Annotated in this window: 18 protein-coding genes; 17 read left to right on the top strand and 1 reads right to left on the bottom strand. The window is 63.0% G+C overall.

Annotation, left to right across the window (positions count from 1 at the left end):
- The first annotated feature begins 16 nt into the window (after positions 1-16).
- From ACH49N_RS12120 to ACH49N_RS12095, 6 genes are all read left to right on the top strand, one after another.
- Positions 17-547, top strand: coding sequence for a MarR family transcriptional regulator (locus tag ACH49N_RS12120; RefSeq protein ID WP_358272166.1), 531 nt, complete (start codon positions 17-19; stop codon positions 545-547).
- A 211-nt stretch (positions 548-758) separates the two neighbouring features.
- Positions 759-1,913 carry an acyl-CoA dehydrogenase gene (locus tag ACH49N_RS12115; RefSeq protein WP_358272168.1) on the top strand — a complete coding sequence of 385 codons (1,155 nt, stop codon included), beginning with the start codon at positions 759-761 and terminating at the stop codon, positions 1,911-1,913.
- A gap of 23 nt (positions 1,914-1,936) precedes the next feature.
- Positions 1,937-2,734 (top strand): SDR family oxidoreductase, encoded by a 798-nt coding sequence (locus ACH49N_RS12110; protein ID WP_358272169.1) that lies wholly within the window; start codon positions 1,937-1,939, stop codon positions 2,732-2,734.
- 153 nt (positions 2,735-2,887) lie between these two features.
- Positions 2,888-4,210, top strand: a complete 1,323-nt coding sequence (locus ACH49N_RS12105; protein WP_358272171.1) for a cytochrome P450 — start codon at positions 2,888-2,890, stop codon at positions 4,208-4,210.
- 69 nt (positions 4,211-4,279) lie between these two features.
- The gene (locus tag ACH49N_RS12100; RefSeq protein ID WP_358272173.1) at positions 4,280-4,597 is read left to right on the top strand and encodes a 2Fe-2S iron-sulfur cluster-binding protein; all 318 of its coding nucleotides are present in this window, start codon (positions 4,280-4,282) and stop codon (positions 4,595-4,597) included.
- A gap of 4 nt (positions 4,598-4,601) precedes the next feature.
- A complete protein-coding gene (locus ACH49N_RS12095; RefSeq protein WP_358272174.1) occupies positions 4,602-5,027 on the top strand; it encodes a DUF2834 domain-containing protein in 426 nt (141 codons plus the stop codon).
- Between the two features lie 70 nt (positions 5,028-5,097).
- Here ACH49N_RS12095 and ACH49N_RS12090 read toward each other — a convergent pair whose 3' ends face one another.
- Positions 5,098-6,432 carry a bifunctional lytic transglycosylase/C40 family peptidase gene (locus tag ACH49N_RS12090; protein ID WP_358272176.1) on the bottom strand — a complete coding sequence of 445 codons (1,335 nt, stop codon included), beginning with the start codon at positions 6,430-6,432 and terminating at the stop codon, positions 5,098-5,100.
- Between the two features lie 358 nt (positions 6,433-6,790).
- Here ACH49N_RS12090 and ACH49N_RS12085 point away from each other — a divergent pair, with 358 nt between their 5' ends.
- The 11 genes from ACH49N_RS12085 to ACH49N_RS12035 all read left to right on the top strand — a co-directional run bounded on the left by ACH49N_RS12085 (position 6,791) and on the right by ACH49N_RS12035 (position 17,762).
- Positions 6,791-7,894, top strand: coding sequence for an NAD(P)-dependent alcohol dehydrogenase (locus ACH49N_RS12085; protein WP_358272178.1), 1,104 nt, complete (start codon positions 6,791-6,793; stop codon positions 7,892-7,894).
- Positions 7,895-7,949: 55 nt separating this feature from the next.
- The gene (locus tag ACH49N_RS12080) at positions 7,950-8,741 is read left to right on the top strand and encodes an ABC transporter permease (protein ID WP_358272180.1); all 792 of its coding nucleotides are present in this window, start codon (positions 7,950-7,952) and stop codon (positions 8,739-8,741) included.
- Between the two features lie 132 nt (positions 8,742-8,873).
- On the top strand, positions 8,874-9,659 hold the full coding sequence (locus ACH49N_RS12075) for an ABC transporter permease (protein WP_358272182.1): 786 nt from the start codon (positions 8,874-8,876) through the stop codon (positions 9,657-9,659).
- A 1-nt stretch (position 9,660) separates the two neighbouring features.
- Positions 9,661-10,824 carry an MCE family protein gene (locus ACH49N_RS12070; protein ID WP_358272184.1) on the top strand — a complete coding sequence of 388 codons (1,164 nt, stop codon included), beginning with the start codon at positions 9,661-9,663 and terminating at the stop codon, positions 10,822-10,824.
- Complete coding sequence (locus ACH49N_RS12065; protein ID WP_358272186.1) at positions 10,824-11,825, top strand: MCE family protein; 1,002 nt, start codon at positions 10,824-10,826, stop codon at positions 11,823-11,825. Before ACH49N_RS12070 ends, ACH49N_RS12065 begins: the two co-directional genes overlap by 1 nt.
- Positions 11,825-12,826, top strand: coding sequence for an MCE family protein (locus tag ACH49N_RS12060; RefSeq protein ID WP_358272187.1), 1,002 nt, complete (start codon positions 11,825-11,827; stop codon positions 12,824-12,826). The genes ACH49N_RS12065 and ACH49N_RS12060 overlap by 1 nt, the downstream gene beginning before the upstream one ends.
- Positions 12,826-14,040 carry an MCE family protein gene (locus tag ACH49N_RS12055; protein ID WP_358272188.1) on the top strand — a complete coding sequence of 405 codons (1,215 nt, stop codon included), beginning with the start codon at positions 12,826-12,828 and terminating at the stop codon, positions 14,038-14,040. The genes ACH49N_RS12060 and ACH49N_RS12055 overlap by 1 nt, the downstream gene beginning before the upstream one ends.
- A complete protein-coding gene (locus ACH49N_RS12050) occupies positions 14,037-15,176 on the top strand; it encodes an MCE family protein (protein ID WP_358272190.1) in 1,140 nt (379 codons plus the stop codon). Before ACH49N_RS12055 ends, ACH49N_RS12050 begins: the two co-directional genes overlap by 4 nt.
- Positions 15,176-16,663: an MCE family protein gene (locus ACH49N_RS12045; protein ID WP_358272191.1), complete on the top strand. Its 1,488-nt coding sequence runs from the start codon at positions 15,176-15,178 to the stop codon at positions 16,661-16,663. Before ACH49N_RS12050 ends, ACH49N_RS12045 begins: the two co-directional genes overlap by 1 nt.
- Complete coding sequence (locus ACH49N_RS12040; protein WP_358272193.1) at positions 16,639-17,235, top strand: hypothetical protein; 597 nt, start codon at positions 16,639-16,641, stop codon at positions 17,233-17,235. Before ACH49N_RS12045 ends, ACH49N_RS12040 begins: the two co-directional genes overlap by 25 nt.
- The gene (locus ACH49N_RS12035; RefSeq protein ID WP_358272194.1) at positions 17,232-17,762 is read left to right on the top strand and encodes a hypothetical protein; all 531 of its coding nucleotides are present in this window, start codon (positions 17,232-17,234) and stop codon (positions 17,760-17,762) included. Before ACH49N_RS12040 ends, ACH49N_RS12035 begins: the two co-directional genes overlap by 4 nt.
- Positions 17,763-17,816 lie beyond the last annotated feature (54 nt).

The following is a 17,816-nucleotide window of genomic DNA, read 5'->3' as shown; positions in this document are numbered from 1 at the left end:
GACGAGAGGACGCCCAGTGGCGAGTGAACTCCCGATGTCGGCCGACGATCATCGCCACGACGTCGTCGACTGGATGCGAGCCGAATGGTCCGAGCGGCGGGATTCGGCCGACCTGGAGTTCGGAACCACAATGGCGCTGCTCCGTGCCCATCAGTGGGTCGTGCGTGCCATGGACCAGGAACTGCGCTCACTTCGCCTGTCCCGCAACGCCTATCTCATTCTGATGTCGTTGCAGCTGTCGGAGCAGCGAACCCGTACGCTCGGCAAGTTGAGCAAGTACCTCATGGTCCACCCCACCACCGTGTCGATGGCGGTCGACCAACTCGTGAAAGCGGGCTTCGTCGAACGTCAGGCCCACGCGACAGATCGCCGCACCGTTCTCGCAACCCTCACCCCCGCCGGCCTCGAGGTCGTCGAGGACGCGAACGATCGCCTTGCTGCGGTGCGCTTCGGCCTTGCGTCGGTCGACACTGAGACACTGGAAGCGCTGATCGAACAATTGCAACAGGTACGTCGCGCCGTCGGCGACGTCGAGACCGGGCTCTGAGCTACCGGACACCCTCTCGCGCAGTACATCTACCCGGCACACCCCTTGCATCATCCTCTCTGCACCCCCCTTGCGCCGTTAGCATTGACGCCCTACTATTCAAACCTAGAATAGTTTCCCGGGGCGAGGAGCGGCCGTCCGGCCTCCTACTGCACGACAGCGCTCCCTCGCCGTGATCATCAACTCGAGCCACGCACAGGAGCACACTCCGATGGTGTCATTTGCATTCACCGACGAACACGAAGAATTCCGAAAGACATTGACCTCGTTCAGCGACCGAGTCCTACTTCCCGGCTATCGGGACCGCGCCGCGTCGACGGACTTCCCCTTCGACATTCTGAAGAGACTCGGCGACCTGGGTTTGCTGGGCATCGGTCTGCCCGAACAGTACGGCGGCACAGGCACCGAAGACCCTGTACTTCTCGGTATCGCCACCGAGACCCTCGCCTACGGTGACGTGAACATGGCATCCGCACCCGTCCAGATCGGTTTGGTGGCCTCTCAACTGGCGCTGTGCCGGGACGAAATCCAGGAGCGATACCTCCCTCCCCTCATCAACGGTGAACAGACCATTGCCATCGCCTTGACCGAACCCGGGTCTGGCTCCGATGCAAGTGCGCTGACCACCACCGCGACGGCAGTCGAGGGCGGATGGCGCCTGAACGGCGAGAAGACGGCCATCTCCTGGGCGATGAACGCCACTGCCGCGCTTGTCTATGCACGCGAGCCGGGGTCCAGTCGTGCAAGGGGCGTCAGTTGCTTCGTCGTACCGCTCGATGCGGACGGCGTCAGCGTCAGCCACATGCCCGGCATGGGATGCCTTCCCCTGGGGTGGGGAAGCATTCATCTGTCGGACGTGTTCATTCCGGAGTCCCACCTCGTCGGCGAGCTCGGCAAGGGCTTTCACTCGGTCATGGATCACTTCGACTTCAGTCGAGCCGCCCTCGGACTGATGTGCCTCGGCGCAGCGAAACAGAGCCTGGAGGAAGCCGCCGCATACGCACAGCAGCGGGAGACGTTCGGGCAACCACTCTCCGAACACCAAGGACTTGCGTTTCAATTCGCCGAACACGCCACGTACCTCGAAGGTGCACGATGGATCTGCTACCGGGCACTGTGGCTCCGCGAGACCGCTCAACCGCACACGGCGCTGGCGTCGATGAGTAAGTGGTGGCCGCCCGTTGTAGCAAAGAACGCAATCGAGTTCGCCATGCGCGTACACGGAAACCTCGGGTACTCCACCGAATCGCCTCTGCAGCAGCGGTACCGCGATGTCACCGCCTACCTCGTGGCGGACGGCACGGCCGAGATCCAGAAGCGCATCATCGCGAAGGACATCTTCGCCCGCGGCACAGTTTCCCTCTGACATCCCCTGAACGGAGTACACGAATGGGTACGCATGAAATCGCGCCACCGAAAGAACTGAAAGACAGTAGTGGTCTGATCGTGGGCGGCACCGCCGGGATCGGTCTCGCAACCGCCGTGGGCCTCGCCCAGGCCGGCGCACCCCGCATCATGATCGTCGGACGCAATCCGGAACGCGGACAGATCGCCGCCGAAGGTATCTCGTCCGCCAACTCGTCGTGTGAAGTCACCTTCCTGTCAGCCGACGCAACCACCGTCGACGGCGCCGCCCATATCGCCTCCGAAGCGGAGCGGATCCTCGGCGGCGTCGATGTCCTCGTGTCCACGACGGCCGCCGACACCCGGCCGGAACTGTTCGCGAACATCCCTACCGACGACATCGCGCGTATCTTCAATCAACTCGCGCTGCCGTGCATGTATCTCGCGAGTGAAATCGTTCCCCACATGACGGTCCGGAAGGGTGGCGTCATCATCAACGTCGCATCGGACGCAGCCAAGACCGCCACACCGGGCGAGTCCGTCATCGGAGCGGCGAAGGCGGCGATCGTCATGTTCACTCGCACCCTCGCCATCGAGGCAAAGCGCAATGGGATCCGGGTGAACGTCCTGACGCCGTCGCTGGTCGCGGGCACCGGGTCGACCGAACGCATCACCTCCGACGGATTCAGCGCGAAGCTGTTCGCCAAGGCAGCACAGCAGGCGCATCTGGGCGTCCCCGAATCCGAAGATCTGGCTGCGCTGGCCGTCTTCCTCGCTTCCCCCGCCGCACGCCGGCTGACCGGCCAGGCGATCAGCGTCAACGGGGGAATCTCCGCGGCCTGAGATCTGCCTCCGAATCGGGGGCGAAACCCCTCGTCTGGGTGACGCATGGGTGCCATTCATGCATGAGACTCGAGTCACAGCATGAACGGACACCGGGGAACAGCGCCGGTACGTCCCGGCGCTGTTCAGCCCACACCAGAGAGAAGGTTGATCATGACGACGGTCGAATCCGCGGACACTACAACAATTCCCGACGAGATAGCACGACAGATCGTTCTCCCGGAGGGACACTCCGACGACGCGAAACTGTACGAGGCCTACCGGTGGCTGCGCGAGAACCAGCCGCTCGGGCAGGCGAGCGTGGAGGGGTACGACACGCTCTGGCTGGTCAGCAAGCACGCCGATCTGATGGAAATAGAGCGACAGCCACACATTTTCAGCGCGGGCGGCGGCGAGAACAAGGGCTCGCACAACCCCATCCTCGCCAACCAGGCCGGAGACGAGTTCACAAAGAAGCTCACCGGCGGAAGTCTTCGCATCCTGGACGCATTGCCGTACCTCGATCCCCCGGAACACACCACTATCAAGGACGTTGCTTTCGACTGGTTCCGGCCGGCCAACCTCAAGAAGTGGGAAGACCGCATTCGAGAGACCGCGAAGGAGTCTGTCGACCGACTCGTGTCCGGGAAGCCGGACCTCGACGCCGTACACGAATTCGCGGTGTTCTTCCCGCTGCACGTCATCATGTCGCTGTTCGGCGTCCCCGTCGAAGACGAACCGCGAATGATGGCGCTGACGCAGGACCTCTTCGGGGTCGCTGACCCGGATGCGACACGTGAGGACATCGAGACCTTGTCTCCCGACGCCGCCGCACAGCAGTGGGCAGCGGCGATCTCAGACTTCTACGCCTACTTCGATGTTCTCGTCGAAAGCAGGCGCGCCGAACCGCGCGACGATCTGGCGACTCTCATCGCAGTCGCAAAGGACGCCAACGGCGAGTACTTCCCCAAGACGTTCGCCTATGGCTGGTTCGTCGCCATCGCCACCGCCGGCCATGACACGACGGCGAGCACGATCGCAGGATGCCTGCAGCAGTTGGCCGCACGACCCGACATCCTCGAGCGAGTGCAGGGCGATCTCAGCCTGGTTCCCCACCTGGTGAACGAGGCTCTGCGGATTGTGTCTCCGGTGAAACAGTTCACCCGCGTCGCCCTCACCGACTACGAACTACGGGGAAGCACCATCAAGGCCGGCGACCGTCTGATGCTGCTGTTCCAGTCCGGCAACCGCGACGCCGACGTGTTCGACGATCCGGACACCTTCGACATCGACCGACGCCCGAACAAGCAGATCGCCTTCGGCTACGGCCCCCACATGTGCATCGGGCAGCATCTCGCCAAGCTCGAAATGAAGGTCATGCTCGAGGAACTGCTACCCAAACTTCGTCGCGTCGAGGTGACCGGCGAACCCAAGATGATCCAGACGAACTTCGTCGGCGGACTCCGACGTCTTCCTGTCCACCTGACGTTCGCCTGACCTGGTGGGTGCGCCGAGGCGGAACGCGACTCGGCGCACCACCTTCGAGTGAGAAAGTGTCCTCAGCGCATGACAAAAGTTACCTATCACCTGCCGGACGGGTCGACCGCGCAGGTCGACGTCGAACCCGGTGAAACGCTCATGAATGCAGCCCTCCGCACTAATCTTCCCGGTATCGTCGCCGAATGCGGCGGCAGTTGTGCTTGCGCGACGTGCCACGTCCATCTGCCGAAGGAGTACGCCCGGTACTTCGCCGAACCGACCGACGAAGAGACCGATTTGATCGACTATCTTGATGCCGCGGACAATGATTCCCGACTGTCCTGCCAACTCGTCGTCGATGACAGCGATGCCGAGATTCATGTCCGCGTCGCAGACAGCAGGTGACGTGATGGTGACGCAGATTCGCGGGAGCACCGCGATGAATATCCGGCACACCTTCTACCTCGTCGCCGGGATCGCGGCGCTACTCCTGACCTGGCCATTCGCGTTCGACTGGATGGGCGACGGCGGAAACATCCTCAACCCGGTCGAATTTTTCGGTGACGGTATCGAACCGGGCGGCACCGCTGCATTCCTGAGCATCGACATGCTTATTGCGTGGACGGTCTTCATCGTGTGGGTGCTCACGGATACCGCACGGATCGGCATGGGCCGCAAGTGGGGCGTGGTCTTCATGCTCTTGTCCTACATCGGCGTCTCGATGGCCTTTCCGTTCTATCTCGTTGCCCGCGAACGCTTCCTGGCGCGCTTCACCGACACCCGACAGGATGCGCACACACAGAACGACCCAGCGTCCCGCGTCGGTCGCGGCTAGCAACAAACGAACCGAGGCCCCTACGGCGAGCAGTGCTTGCCGTAGGGGCCCCACCCCGTGTCGACCCCTCTTACGACACGACCCGCCGGGCCTTCATGTTGTCGAAGATCGGTGCGATACGAACGACATCACCCGTCGTCGGCGCGTGCACCATCTGACCGTCTCCCAGATAGATCGCCACGTGGCCGGGACCTCCCAAATTCCAGTTGCCGAAGAGTAGATCGCCCGGACGCGCGCCGGACAGCGGGACCTCGACACCGACATTCCATTGAGTCTCCGAGGTGCGCGGGAGGATGAATCCTGCGGTCGCGTCGTAGACGGCGTACGACGTCAGACCGGAACAGTCGAAACCTCCCGAAGACGGACCCTTCACACTGCCGCCACCCCACACGTACGGCAGGCCGAGATACCGCACCGCTGCCTGGACGATGCGGGCACCCACATCTCCCGAATCGTTCTGTGAGAGTCGCAGAATCGATGCGAACCGCTCCTCCGACGCGCGGATCTTCGCGACGTATGGTTTGGTCTGGTTCTCGTAGTCGTCCGACCCCCTCGGCATTCCGCCGAACTCACGTACCGCTCCGAGTCCTGCGTTGTAGGCGGCGAGAGTCAGATCGAGGGTGTCGCCGGAGACGACACCGTCAGCCTTCCACTGATCGATCTGGCTGTACATGTCACACAACATGTTCCCGGACGCCATCACCGAATCCGCGACGCCGAGAACGTCCACCTTTCCGTCGCCGTCGGCGTCCTTGCCATATCGTGCCCAGGTGGCCGGCATGAATTGTCCGGGTCCACGTGCACCTGCCGGCGACACGGGCGAGGTGGCACCATGCCGAAACCCGTTCTCGACGGAATACAGTGCTGCGAGAACGGGAGCGGTGATTCCCTCGCAGATTCCGCCTGCCTTCGTGAACCAGGGGACGAACACGGCGATCGAGCCGATCGGCACCGACCCGGCCACGACTTCGTTGGTCACACCAACTTTCGCGCACAGGACCGACTCGAGCACAGCACTTGCGGACGATTCTCCTGCAGACCACACTGCATCGGACTCGGAGGGGGTAGCCGGGAGCGGCTCGTAGGCCCCTGGCAGCGGCTCGGCGGCTTCGCTTTCAGGAGGAACGTCCGCAACCACGGGCGGCGTCGGCAGGATCGGCGCCAGAGCGTCCTGGCCCGCCTCGGTAGCTGAGTCGACTGCCTGCCGCACGGGCTCGCGGGAATTCTCTGGCAGCAATTCGATGTAGTCGTCGACTGACGCGTCGACGGTCGCCGCCTGATCCGACATCACCTGCACCTGCTGCATGGCGAACTCTTCTGCGGCATCGGGCATGTCGGCGTTCTGGACAAATCCGCCAAGTGCGGCGGCGACTCCCATGATGAGCGCCGAGGGATCAACAGACACTAGTTCCTCCTGGAATGGGACATCGATCGAGATGATCACAGAATGTGACCTAAGTCTCTCCTCGGATGAGCACTCGACGCGTCACACCGAGGAGTGTTTTCGGTACTTCGTAGGAGGTATCGAGTCCTCGCGCCACGCGCTGCCTGCCATGCCCAGTCCTCCGCTCCGCGTGCCTTCGTCGCTCATGGGGTGCTTCGCGCGAGGCCCCCGCACGCCCGTAGTCCCATCGGGGGTGAAAGGGGGGAGATTGGAGCGAACTTGCCGCTCACACCTATCTCAGAGCCTTGTGACCTACCTAACATCGCCACTACGTAAGTGATGCCCGACCTCGGGCGAACACCTGGAATGAGGAGCAATCATGCAGATCAGCGCCGCCGTGGTCCATGAAATCGCAGGCGACTTCGCCATCGAGACCGTGTCCCTGAGTGAGCCCGCAGAGCACGAGGTTCTTGTCGAGATCGCCGGGGTCGGCCTGTGCCACACCGATCTGGCGGTCAAGGAAGGACACCTTCCTTTCCCCCTCCCGGGCGTTTTCGGGCACGAGGGTAGTGGCACGGTCGTCAGAACCGGTCCGGGTGTCACCAAAATTGCTGCGGGTGACAAGGTAGCGATCAGCTTCAACAGTTGCGGCCAGTGCAAGCATTGCGAGAAGGGTGAGCCTGCGTACTGCCACAACTTCATGGCGTACAACTTCGGTGGTGTGCGCCCCGACGGCAGTTCGGCACTCACCGCGGGTGACACCTCGCTCGGTAGCAACTTCTTCGGGCAATCCTCCCTCGCAACACACGCGATTGCTCATGAGCGCAACGTCGTCAAGGTCGCAGATGACGCTCCCCTCGAACTCGTCGGTCCGCTCGGCTGCGGAATCCAGACCGGCGCAGGTGCGGTGCTGAACTCGCTCGACGTCGCGCCTGGCTCATCGCTGGTGGTGGTCGGCGCCGGCTCGGTCGGCCTGGCATCCGTACTCGCTGCGGTGGTGCGCGAGGCCGGTGTGATCATCGTTGTCGAACCCCATCAGTCGCGGCGTGAACTCGCGCTGTCCCTGGGTGCTACCCATGTCGTGGATCCCGCCGACGGCCCACTCTCCGAGCAGATCCGGGCCAACGTTCCGGATGGTGTGGACTATGCCATCGATACGACCGCAATCGCTCCTGTGCTCGACCAAATCCTGCTGTCCCTGGGCGTGCGGGGTTCTCTCGGCCTCATCGGCGTGCCGGCGGATCAGGCGGCCACACTCGCTATCGGGCTCATCTCCACCCAGCTGTTCGGTCTGACGATCCGCGGGATCGTCGAGGGCGATTCCGACCCCGACACGTTCATTCCGTACCTTCTCGATCTGCATCGTCAGGGCAAGTTCCCCTTCGACAAGCTGATCACGACGATGCCGTTCTCGCAGATCAATGAAGCTGTGGCCGTGCAGCATCGAGGTGAAGCGGTGAAGGTCGTCCTCGTCCACGAATGATGGTCGACCCCGCTTGCGACTCGGATGCTCCGGAAAAAGTGAGAAAGGCCGCTCGATGTCAGCAGATCTGAAAGACCGCCCGAGGGCGAGCGCCGTCAGGAAGGCCGCCTCGGTGGCGCCGACGGCCGTCGGCGCGTTCTACGCGACGTCGATGGAGACGTTCCGGTGCATAGGCAAGCGGCCTTTCCACACGCGCGAGTTCGTTCAGCAGGCGTGGTTCATCGCCGGAGTCTCGATCATGCCGGCATTGCTGATGGCGATCCCGTTCTGCATGATGTTCGTCTACCAGATCAACATCCTGCTCGCGGAGATCGGCGCGGTCGACCTCAGCGGCACTGGCGCCGGAGTTGCCATCATCCGTGAAATCGGTCCGGTGGTGACAGTTCTGGTGGTCGCGGGCGCCGGGTCGACCGCGATTTGTGCCGATCTGGGTTCGCGGACGATTCGAGAAGAGATCGACGCGATGAAGGTGCTGGGTATCGATCCGATCCAACGCCTATGTGTGCCGAGGGTGCTGGCGTCGACTCTCATCGCCATGTTCCTCAACGGCCTCGTCTCGGCAGTCGGCTTGGTGGGTGGCTACTTTGCGACGGTCTACATGCAGGGTGCGTCACCAGGGCAGTACGTCACGTCCATCTCGATCCTCGTAGGACTGCCCGACTTCCTGCTGAGTGAAGTGAAGGCAGCGGTCTTCGGCATGCTTGCCGGACTCGTCGCGTGCCATCTCGGCCTGAACGCGAAAGGTGGCCCGAAGGGCGTGGGAGACGCGGTCAATCAGACCGTCGTGTTCAGCTTCTTGCTTCTGTTCCTCGCCAACTCGGTCATCACGACTCTTGCACTGCACTGACAGTGCTCAACACGTAGCCGTGAAGACGGCTATCAACGGGAGATTTCTGTGTCGAATGCTACTCGGGCCACTGGTGCGAGACCGAAAGTTGCCGGGCTCGCGCTCCGCACGGTTGGTGCGCCGATTGGCCACATGGAGGAGTTGGGGCGACAGCTCCACTTCTACACTCACGCCGTTACCGCTATCCCGCGCACGTTCCGGCGTTACCGGAAGGAAACGATCAGGCTGCTCGCTGAGGTCAGCATGGGCACCGGCGCCCTCGCGGTCATCGGGGGAACGCTCGTCGTCATCTCCCTTCTGACCACGGCGGTCGGCTATGAGGTGGGCCAGCAGGGCGTTACCTCGATGGGCCGCATCGGGATCGGTGCGCTGTCCGGGTTCATCTCGGCATTCTTCAATACCCGCGAGGCGATTCCCGTCATCGCCGGCATCGCGCTGACGGCGACGGTCGGCGCAGGTTTCACCGCGCAACTCGGTGCGATGCGCGTGAGCGAAGAGATCGACGCCATGGAGACCATGTCGATTCCTTCGCTCCCCTACCTGGTGACCACCCGGGTCACCGCCGGGGTCATCGCGGTGATTCCGCTGTACACCGTGTCGTTGTTCGTCGGATACGTCGCCACCCAGCTGGTCACCGAATACCTCGGTGAGGCGAGCGGGACGTACCAGCATTATTTCAACGTCTTCCTCGTCCCCAGCGACGTCGCCTGGTCGATGGTGAAGGTACTCGCGATGTCCGTGGTGGTGATGTGCGTGCACTGCTACCACGGCTACAACGCGAAGGGCGGGCCGGCCGGAGTCGGTGTCGCAGTGGGACGTGCCGTGCGCACCTCCTTGATCTCGATCATGGTCATCGACCTCCTCATCGGAATTGCCGTCTACGGTGGATCCGCCGGCGCCGTGAAAGTGTCGGGCTGACATGGGTGGCCACATCGAAGAGCGGAGCCGCCTCGTCTACGTGCTCCTGGGTGTATGCCTGGTGGCACTGATCGCGGCTGCGACGGCAGTGTCCGTCGGCATCTACCGCGGATCGTTCGCGTCGACCGTTCCGGTGACGCTGTACTCGGAACGGTCGGGCCTGATGCTGGAACCCGGATCCGATATCAAGATGAGAGACGTCGTCGTCGGCCGAGTGTCGAAGGTGCAGTGGGTGGACGACCAGGCAGAAATCACCATGGACATCGATGGGAGCCGGACGTCGGCGATACCGGAGAACATCACGGCTGTGATTGATCCAACTACGTTGTTCGGGCGTAAGTTCGTCACCCTCGTGCAGCCGGAACATCCCTCCAGAAACGTCATTTCGGCGGGCTCTGTGGTTCGAAGTACCGGTGTGGCCACCGAGGTGAACGACCTCCTCGACTCGCTGGTGACGGTACTGCGCACCGTGGAACCGCAGAAGATCAATGGGACGTTGAATGCGCTGTCCACCTCGTTGCAGGGCCGCGGCGACCAACTCGGCGATCTGATGGTCGAGCTCGACACCTACCTGTCCGAGTTCAACGGCAGCATCCCCACGTTGCAGCGCGACCTGGTCAAGGGCGCAGAAGTCGCCGACATCCTCGCCGACGCTGCTCCGGAACTCCTGCGGACCGTCGACCACGCGAGCACCACAGGTGACACGGTGACCGAACGGGAACAGCAGTTGAGCGCCTTCCTGCTCAGTTTCAGCGGTTTCGGCAACAGTGGACGAAGCTTCTTCGATGCGTCGGGTGAACCGCTCGAGAAATCGCTCGATGCGCTGGAGCCGACGACGGCACTGCTCGCCCAGCACGCGCCGATGTACCCGTGCTTCCTGGCCAGCATGGATCAGACCAACAGGTATCTCGAACGCACCGTCGGTGGTAGTGATCAGGCCGGACTGAATATTCTCGGCACGCTGCTGATGGGTGATCCCCCGTACACCTATCCCGAGGACGCACCGAAAAACGGGGCGGACGGCGCACCGCGGTGTTACGACCCTGCGCAGGCACCCGGGCATACCGACTTCGATGACGGAAGCCATGCCTACGCGCCTGCACGCGGTATCGAGGATCTGATCGGTAACCCATTTGCACAGTTCATGTTCGGAGGTGCACGCTGATGACGAAGGCACCAGGAATCAAGTTGCTGATCTTCGTCCTCGTCACCTCGTTGACGGGATTCGCTGTGGCAACGGTGGTGGGAAACATGCGCTTCGGCAGCACCCACACCTATCAGGCCGTCTTCTCGAATGCGTCCGGACTGGGCAACGGCGAAGACGTCAAAGTCGGCGGTGTGCCGATGGGCAAGGTCGAGGGGGTGGAGTTGGCCGCAGACGGCACCGCGGTGGTGTCCTTCTCACTCTCCACCGAACGCCCGCTGACGGCGGGGACCACTGCGCGAATCAAGTACAAGAACCTGATCGGTGACCGCTACGTAGAGCTCTCGAACGGGCCCGGCGCAATAGGAACACTCGACGGCCCGATCCCACTCGAGCAGACCACGCCGGCGCTCGACCTCGATCAGGTGGTCAACGGCTTCCGTCCTCTCCTGCAGGGCCTCGACCCGGACCAGACCAATCAACTGTCAGCCTCACTGATCGAGGTACTCAACGGCCAGGAGGCAAGCATCGGGCGTCTGGTAAGTCAGATCGGAAGCCTGAGCAACACATTGGCGGACCGGGATCAGGCAATCGGTCAAGTGGTGAGCAACTTCAACACGGTCGTCGGGACCGTGAACAACCGCGGTGACCAGTTCTCCGCACTGATCGACCAACTTCAACGGCTGGTCGCAGGCCTCGACGGCGATCGTGACATGATCACCAACTCCCTGGTGAACATCGACCGTGTCACAGACAGTCTCGCCGGAGTTCTCGACGAGAATCGGCCGGCGATCGCGCAGGACGTCGTTGCACTGGGCGATCTCGCGAGCAACCTCAATGCGAATACCGACACTCTCGACATGGTGCTGTCGACTCTGCCCGAGAACTACCGTCTGATCGGCCGCGTCGCAAGTTACGGAAGCTTCGTGAACTTCTTCTTGTGTGGCCTCGCTATCAAGTACGCGCCCGGGCCCGGTGGATTCACACCGATGTTCAAGGCCCCCGCAGAAAGGTGTAAGTGATGGCTCAGAAGTCATTTCTCGAGCGCGATTCATTCCGCATGGGCATCATGGGAACGGCGATCCTGATCGGAGTCCTGTTTCTTGCGCTCAACTTCAACTCCATTCCCGGGATCAACAGCGCCACGACCTACCATGCCGAGTTCGCCGATGCCAGCGGCCTCGCAGTCGGTGACACCACCCAGATTGCCGGTGTGAAAGTCGGGGAAGTCAAGGAACTTTCGATTACCGATGGAAAAGTTGCCGTGGAGTTCGACGTCGACAGCGGTGCAGTCAGGCTCGGTGAGGACACGCGGGCGGCGATCAAGGTCGAAACTGCTCTCGGCCGGCGCTACGTGGAAATCACGCCGGGACGTCACGGTGAGCTCGCCGACGACGCGACCATTCCGCTGACGCACACCAGCTCCGGATACGACGTCACCCGGGCACTCGAGGAAGTCACCGACAAGGTCTCGGAGACCGACACCGTCAACCTGTCCGGTGCACTCGAACAGGTCGCCTCGGTCGAGGACGAGCTACCGCCGGACCTGCGTTCCTCCCTCGACGGCCTGTCCCGTCTGTCCGCCACGGTGGCGAGCCGCGACGAGGAACTGCGTCAGTTGCTCTCGGGTGCGGCCGACGTGTCCCGAATCCTCGCCGACCGAGACGTCCAGGTCGCCGCACTCATGGGGCAGGGGCAGTCGCTCTTCGCGGCGCTGAACAGCCGGGCGGACACCATCCATCGCGTGCTCGTGCAGTCACGGCAGGTAGCCGATGCACTCACCGGACTTTCCCGTGACAACGCAGCAACACTCGGACCCACTCTCGATCAGTTGAAGACTTTGGTGGCGACATTGAACAACAATTACGACAACATCAACGCATCGTTGACCGGCCTCGAACGGTTCGCGAAGCAGGTGGGAGAAGCGGTGGGCAGTGGTCCGTTCTTCGGGGTGCTGCTCCACAACATCGTTCCCGCCAACCTTTCCGGGCAGCTTCCGGGAAGTTTCGGAGGGCCGCGTTGATGACATCGATACGGGAAATGGCACGGGCGCTGCCTGCGAGGCTGCTCGCCGTACTGGTAGCAGTCGCCCTGGTCGGATTCCTCACCGCCGCCTGGATCGAAGATCATTCCGTCAACCACGTCACGGCCTACTTTCGGAACACCACCGGCATGTATGTCGGAGACCGCGTGATGATTCTCGGTGTCGAGGTCGGCCGCATCACGAAAATCGAGCCGGACGGCGATCGGGTGCGGGTGGAATTCGACTACGCCAACGAGTACGACGTCCCCGCCGACGCCAAGGCCGCGATCATCGCCCCGACTCTGGTGACCGGCCGCTACATCCAGCTCGCGCCGGCGTACTCGGGTGGACCGACCCTGTCCGACGGTGACGAGATTCCCCTCGACCGGACCGCCGTCCCTGTCGAGTTCGACGAGATCAAGAAGCAGGTGGTCAAGCTCGCCGAAGACGCCGGCCGCACGCCGGAGAACCCGGACGGTTCACTCAATCGTTTTGTGAGCAGCACCGCCCGCACATTGGACGGGACAGGTACTGCCCTTCACGAGTCGCTGACTCAGCTTTCGGACGCCGCCACCACCTTGAACGCGAGCGGCGAGGACCTGTTCGGCACGGTCGACAACCTGCAGAAGTTCACCACCGCGCTGGCCGCGAGCGACCAGCAGATCCGAGCGTTCAGTGGCGAACTCGCGAACGTGTCTGGCCTGCTCAACGCCAACCGAACCGAGCTCGACGCGGTGCTGAGCAGCATGCTGACCACATTCCAGGAGGTCACGAAGTTCATCGAGGAAAACCGCGGCGCGCTGGTCGACAACGTCGGGCAGCTGAACGAGATCACGCGGCTGCTCGTGGACCGTCAGGACACCCTCATGTCGATCCTCCACTCCGGCCCGACGGCACTGTCAGACTTCTACAACATCTACGATCCCGATGCCAATTCGTTGACGGGCGCACTCGCTGTGCCCGAGATGCCGGACCCACGCTCGCTCATCTGCGCACTGTTGACCACGGTCGATGCCCCGGGTGACGAATGCAACTCGGCTGCAGGTGCTTTCGCAGCACCGTTGGCTAACGCCGCAGCGCGACAGGCAGTGCCGGCACCGGCCATCCTCCCGCCGCCGGCGGGAGCCGCCTCGGGTGCTACGGCGCCGAATGACCCTGTCGCCTCTATCACCCGAAGTCTGCAGAATCTCATCCTTCCGGAGGGACCACGATGACCAACTCGCTACGGAGATCGGCGCTCACGGCGACCATGCTCGTTGGTGTCGTGGCCGCTGCAGCCGGGTGCCGATTCGACGGGATCAATTCGATCGGTCTGCCCGGCAATGCGGTCGGTGGTAGCGGGCACGAAGTGACGGTCGAGCTGGCCGACATCCAGAACCTCGTCGGCAACTCGCCGGTAAAGGCCGGAAATGTCATCGTGGGGAATATCAGTCACATCACGGGTGACAACTGGGGCGCCAAGCTGACCCTCGAGCTCGACCCGGACGCCGAGATCCCCGCGAACGTCAGCGCCAAGCTCGCACAAACCAGTGTGCTCGGATCCCAGTACCTCGAGCTCGTCGTCCCGCCCGGTACCGACGCGGTCGGCAGACTCGCCGACGGTGCCGTGATTCCCCTCGCGCGGACAAGCCAGTATCCGTCGACAGAGGAGGTGCTCTCGGCACTCGCGCTGGTGCTCAACGGAAGCGGATTGCAACAGATTCGCACCGTGACCTCAGAGCTCAACCGTGTCTTGGGTGGTCGCGAGGAATCGCTGCGCAGCCTGTTCGGCAACCTCGAAGAGTTCGTCGGCGGTGTCGACCAACAGCGCGACGACATCGTCCGGGCGATCGACGGCCTGGATCGCCTCGGTGCGGAACTCGCCAGTCAAAATCAGACGATCGATCGGGGAATCACCTCGATTCAGCCGGCATTGCAGGTACTCGACGAACAGCAGAAGCAACTCACGACGATGCTGAACGATGTGGGACGGTTCGGTGAGGTTGCCACCGACGTGCTCGAGAGTAGCCGCGAGGACCTCGACGCGAATCTGCGGTCGCTCCAGCCGGTGTTGTCGCAGCTTGCTGCGGCCGGCGACCACCTCCCGGAAGCGCTCAAGATCGCCGGAACCATCCCCTTCCCGGTGACCACCACTCAGCGCGCTGTCAGGGGCGACTACATGAATCTCTTCCTCACCCTCGACGTGAGCGCCGAGACGGTCGGCGGCAAGGTTCTCGGCAGCATTCCCCTCGACGAGTTGGCGGGACTGAGCCCGGCCCGTCAAGCGGTGAATCCTCTGTTGGCACCCGCCGGTGCAACAACATCCGACGGACTCGCAGCGTCCGCACCGCAGAACGGAGCACCGCGCTGATGAGAACAAACCTCGTTCGCTTCCAACTCATCGTATTCACGGTCGTGGCGGTTCTCGCCGTCGGCAACGCCGCAATCAATTACCTCGGATTCAAGAGGGTCACCGGAATCGGCATGTACACGGTAACGGCCGAATTCGACCGCGCTGGAGGGCTGTACGTCAACTCGCTGGTGACGTATCGCGGCGTCGACGTCGGCGTCGTGAAGTCGATCGACGTGACACCCGATCGGGCGTCAGCAGAATTGCAACTGGATTCGGTCTTCGCGATTCCCCGAAACAGCCAGGCTTTCGTCCGCAGTGTCTCCGCCATCGGCGAGCAGTACCTGGACATGATCCCAGCGTCGTCCGAAGGCCCCTTCCTCGCCGAGGGTGATGTGATTTCGAAAGAGAACACCGAAATCCCGGTGCCCGCCTCCGAGGTCGTCGACAAAGTGAACGTGCTCCTCTCCGAGCTGCCCAAGGACGATCTCCGAGTCACCGTCGACGAGGCCTACACCGCCTTGAACGGGACGGGGCCAGCTCTGTCGCGGCTCATCGACTCCTCGCGTCCCCTGATCGAACTCGCGCAGGCGAAGATCGGTACTACGACCACCCTCCTCGATGACGCCGAACCCGTCCTCGACGCAGGTGTCGACTCACGCGCCGACATCGCGAGCTTCTCCCGCGATCTGTCCTCGTTCTCCGAGCAGTTGGTGATGAGCGACGCCCAGGTCCGCGGCGTCCTCGACCACGGATCACAGTTCTTCGACACCGTCAGCGGCACACTCGACGACGTACGCCCGACCGTTCCGCTGCTGCTGGCGAACCTGCAGACGGTCGGCGAGGTCGCCCGAGTGAACATCCCCGGGATTGAGCAGATCCTGGTGATCTACCCGGCGGTGTCCGCCTCGATCAACTACATGCACCGCGGAGTTCAGGGCGAAGATCGGGTATACGGTCAGGGCGCCCTCGACGTCAAACTCGGCAACTCCGCGAACCCGCTCCCCTGCACCGAGGGCTACCAGGAAACGCAACGCCGCGACCCCAGCGATGTCAGCACCGCCCCGGCACCGGAAAATTCCTACTGCAAACTGCCGCCGGCCGACCCCCGCGTCGCCCGAGGGGCGCGCAACATCCCCTGCGCGACCAATCCCGCGGTACGAACCGCGGAAATCGCGAATTGCCCCGGGGGTCTGCCGTCTACCTGGCCGCAAATGTTGGCCCGACCTGGTCAACCGTATTCGCCGCCGCCCACGGGTTCGCTCCCACCGAGCCCCGCACCGATCTCCACCCCACCTATGCCCGACGCCACCGAACCCGGAACCGTCACACCGGCCTCCTGGCCGAACGGACACGACTTCAGCAGCGGAGTCGGCACCCTCAGCGTCCCCTACGACCCGGTGACCGGGAACTTCCGGGCACCGAACGGCGAGCTCTACTCGCTCGCCAACGCTTCTGCACCACACTCGAAGGAGGAATCGACATGGCAGGCACTTCTGCTCCGGTAGAGGTCGAGCCGCAACTCGACCTACCCGGTGTCGAACAAGCCGAGGACGACGTCCTGGCGACGACACACGACCTCGGGGAGCCGGTACCGACGCGCGGATTCCTCATCGGCGTGGCCGCAACCCTGGTAATCGCGATCGCCGCCCTGGTCGTCGGCGGCGTCTCGTGGACGAACCTGCGCTCCGAACAGGCCGCACAGTCACGAGACCGGCAGGTACTCGACACGGCTCGGCAGGTGGTCGTCAATCTCGTGACACTGCGGCACCAGAGCGTCGACGAAGACATTCAACGGGTCGCGGACGGCACTACGGGGCCGTTCCGAGACCAGTTCACCAGCGCATCGGGAAGTTTCGGTGACGTGTTGAACCAAGGCCAGGTGGAATCGACGGGCGAAGTGAAGGAAGCCGGACTCGTCGAGGCCGACGACAACCACGCGGTGGTCCTCGCCGCCGTCACCTCCACGGTGAAGAACACCGAGGCACCCGACGGTGAGATGCGCGTCTACCGCATGAAGGTCTCTCTCGATTCCGTGGACGGACGCTGGCTCGTCTCAGATGTGGAGTTCGTAGCATGAGAAACACACTCGCCCGGATACCCAAGGCAGTCGCAACGTGGTCCTTCGGGCGTCGCCGGGCCACCGGCTACGTCGCCATGCTCCTCGCCGGCGCACTCGTCGCAGTCGCGGTCGCCCTCACTCTCCAAGTACGCGATCACCGCCAGGTGAACACCGCAGAAACCCAGGCGCACGAGCGCGCCACCCACCTGGTCACCGACGTGTTGTCTTACGACTTCAACACCATCGAGGCGCACTTCGCCGACATACTTCCCCAACTCGGTGGAGATCTACGCGGCCAGTTCGACAGCGTTGGAAAAGAAGTCATCATTCCCTCGGCGAAAGAGCGCCACGTCGTCACGTCCGCAACTGTCGTCGAATCCTCCGTTGTCTCCGCCTCCGAAGACGCGGTCACGCTGCTGTTCTTCGTCAACCAGTCGACCACCAGCACCGACAGCGCCGCACCGAAGCTGGACGGAAGTCGAGTCCGGGTAGGCATGACCGGGCAGGAGGGTCACTGGGTCATGACGGAAATGACCCCGGTCTGACAGCTTTCCCGAAACAGCATGACAAGTCGAAGTTTACGTAAACCTAGGAGGCAG

Source organism: Rhodococcus sp. NPDC019647 (assembly GCF_044389235.1).
Taxonomy (GTDB): Bacteria; Actinomycetota; Actinomycetes; order Mycobacteriales; family Mycobacteriaceae; genus Rhodococcus_F; species Rhodococcus_F oxybenzonivorans.
This window is presented reverse-complemented; position numbering and strand designations above follow the sequence as displayed.

Coding starts and splice junctions, on each gene's coding strand:
- ACH49N_RS12115 (WP_358272168.1), top strand. CDS start 759: ATGGTGTCATTTGCATTCACCGACGAACACGAAGAATTCCGAAAGACA.
- ACH49N_RS12110 (WP_358272169.1), top strand. CDS start 1,937: ATGGGTACGCATGAAATCGCGCCACCGAAAGAACTGAAAGACAGTAGT.
- ACH49N_RS12105 (WP_358272171.1), top strand. CDS start 2,888: ATGACGACGGTCGAATCCGCGGACACTACAACAATTCCCGACGAGATA.
- ACH49N_RS12100 (WP_358272173.1), top strand. CDS start 4,280: ATGACAAAAGTTACCTATCACCTGCCGGACGGGTCGACCGCGCAGGTC.
- ACH49N_RS12095 (WP_358272174.1), top strand. CDS start 4,602: ATGGTGACGCAGATTCGCGGGAGCACCGCGATGAATATCCGGCACACC.
- ACH49N_RS12085 (WP_358272178.1), top strand. CDS start 6,791: ATGCAGATCAGCGCCGCCGTGGTCCATGAAATCGCAGGCGACTTCGCC.
- ACH49N_RS12080 (WP_358272180.1), top strand. CDS start 7,950: ATGTCAGCAGATCTGAAAGACCGCCCGAGGGCGAGCGCCGTCAGGAAG.
- ACH49N_RS12075 (WP_358272182.1), top strand. CDS start 8,874: ATGGAGGAGTTGGGGCGACAGCTCCACTTCTACACTCACGCCGTTACC.
- ACH49N_RS12070 (WP_358272184.1), top strand. CDS start 9,661: ATGGGTGGCCACATCGAAGAGCGGAGCCGCCTCGTCTACGTGCTCCTG.
- ACH49N_RS12065 (WP_358272186.1), top strand. CDS start 10,824: ATGACGAAGGCACCAGGAATCAAGTTGCTGATCTTCGTCCTCGTCACC.
- ACH49N_RS12060 (WP_358272187.1), top strand. CDS start 11,825: ATGGCTCAGAAGTCATTTCTCGAGCGCGATTCATTCCGCATGGGCATC.
- ACH49N_RS12055 (WP_358272188.1), top strand. CDS start 12,826: ATGACATCGATACGGGAAATGGCACGGGCGCTGCCTGCGAGGCTGCTC.
- ACH49N_RS12050 (WP_358272190.1), top strand. CDS start 14,037: ATGACCAACTCGCTACGGAGATCGGCGCTCACGGCGACCATGCTCGTT.
- ACH49N_RS12045 (WP_358272191.1), top strand. CDS start 15,176: ATGAGAACAAACCTCGTTCGCTTCCAACTCATCGTATTCACGGTCGTG.
- ACH49N_RS12040 (WP_358272193.1), top strand. CDS start 16,639: ATGGCAGGCACTTCTGCTCCGGTAGAGGTCGAGCCGCAACTCGACCTA.
- ACH49N_RS12035 (WP_358272194.1), top strand. CDS start 17,232: ATGAGAAACACACTCGCCCGGATACCCAAGGCAGTCGCAACGTGGTCC.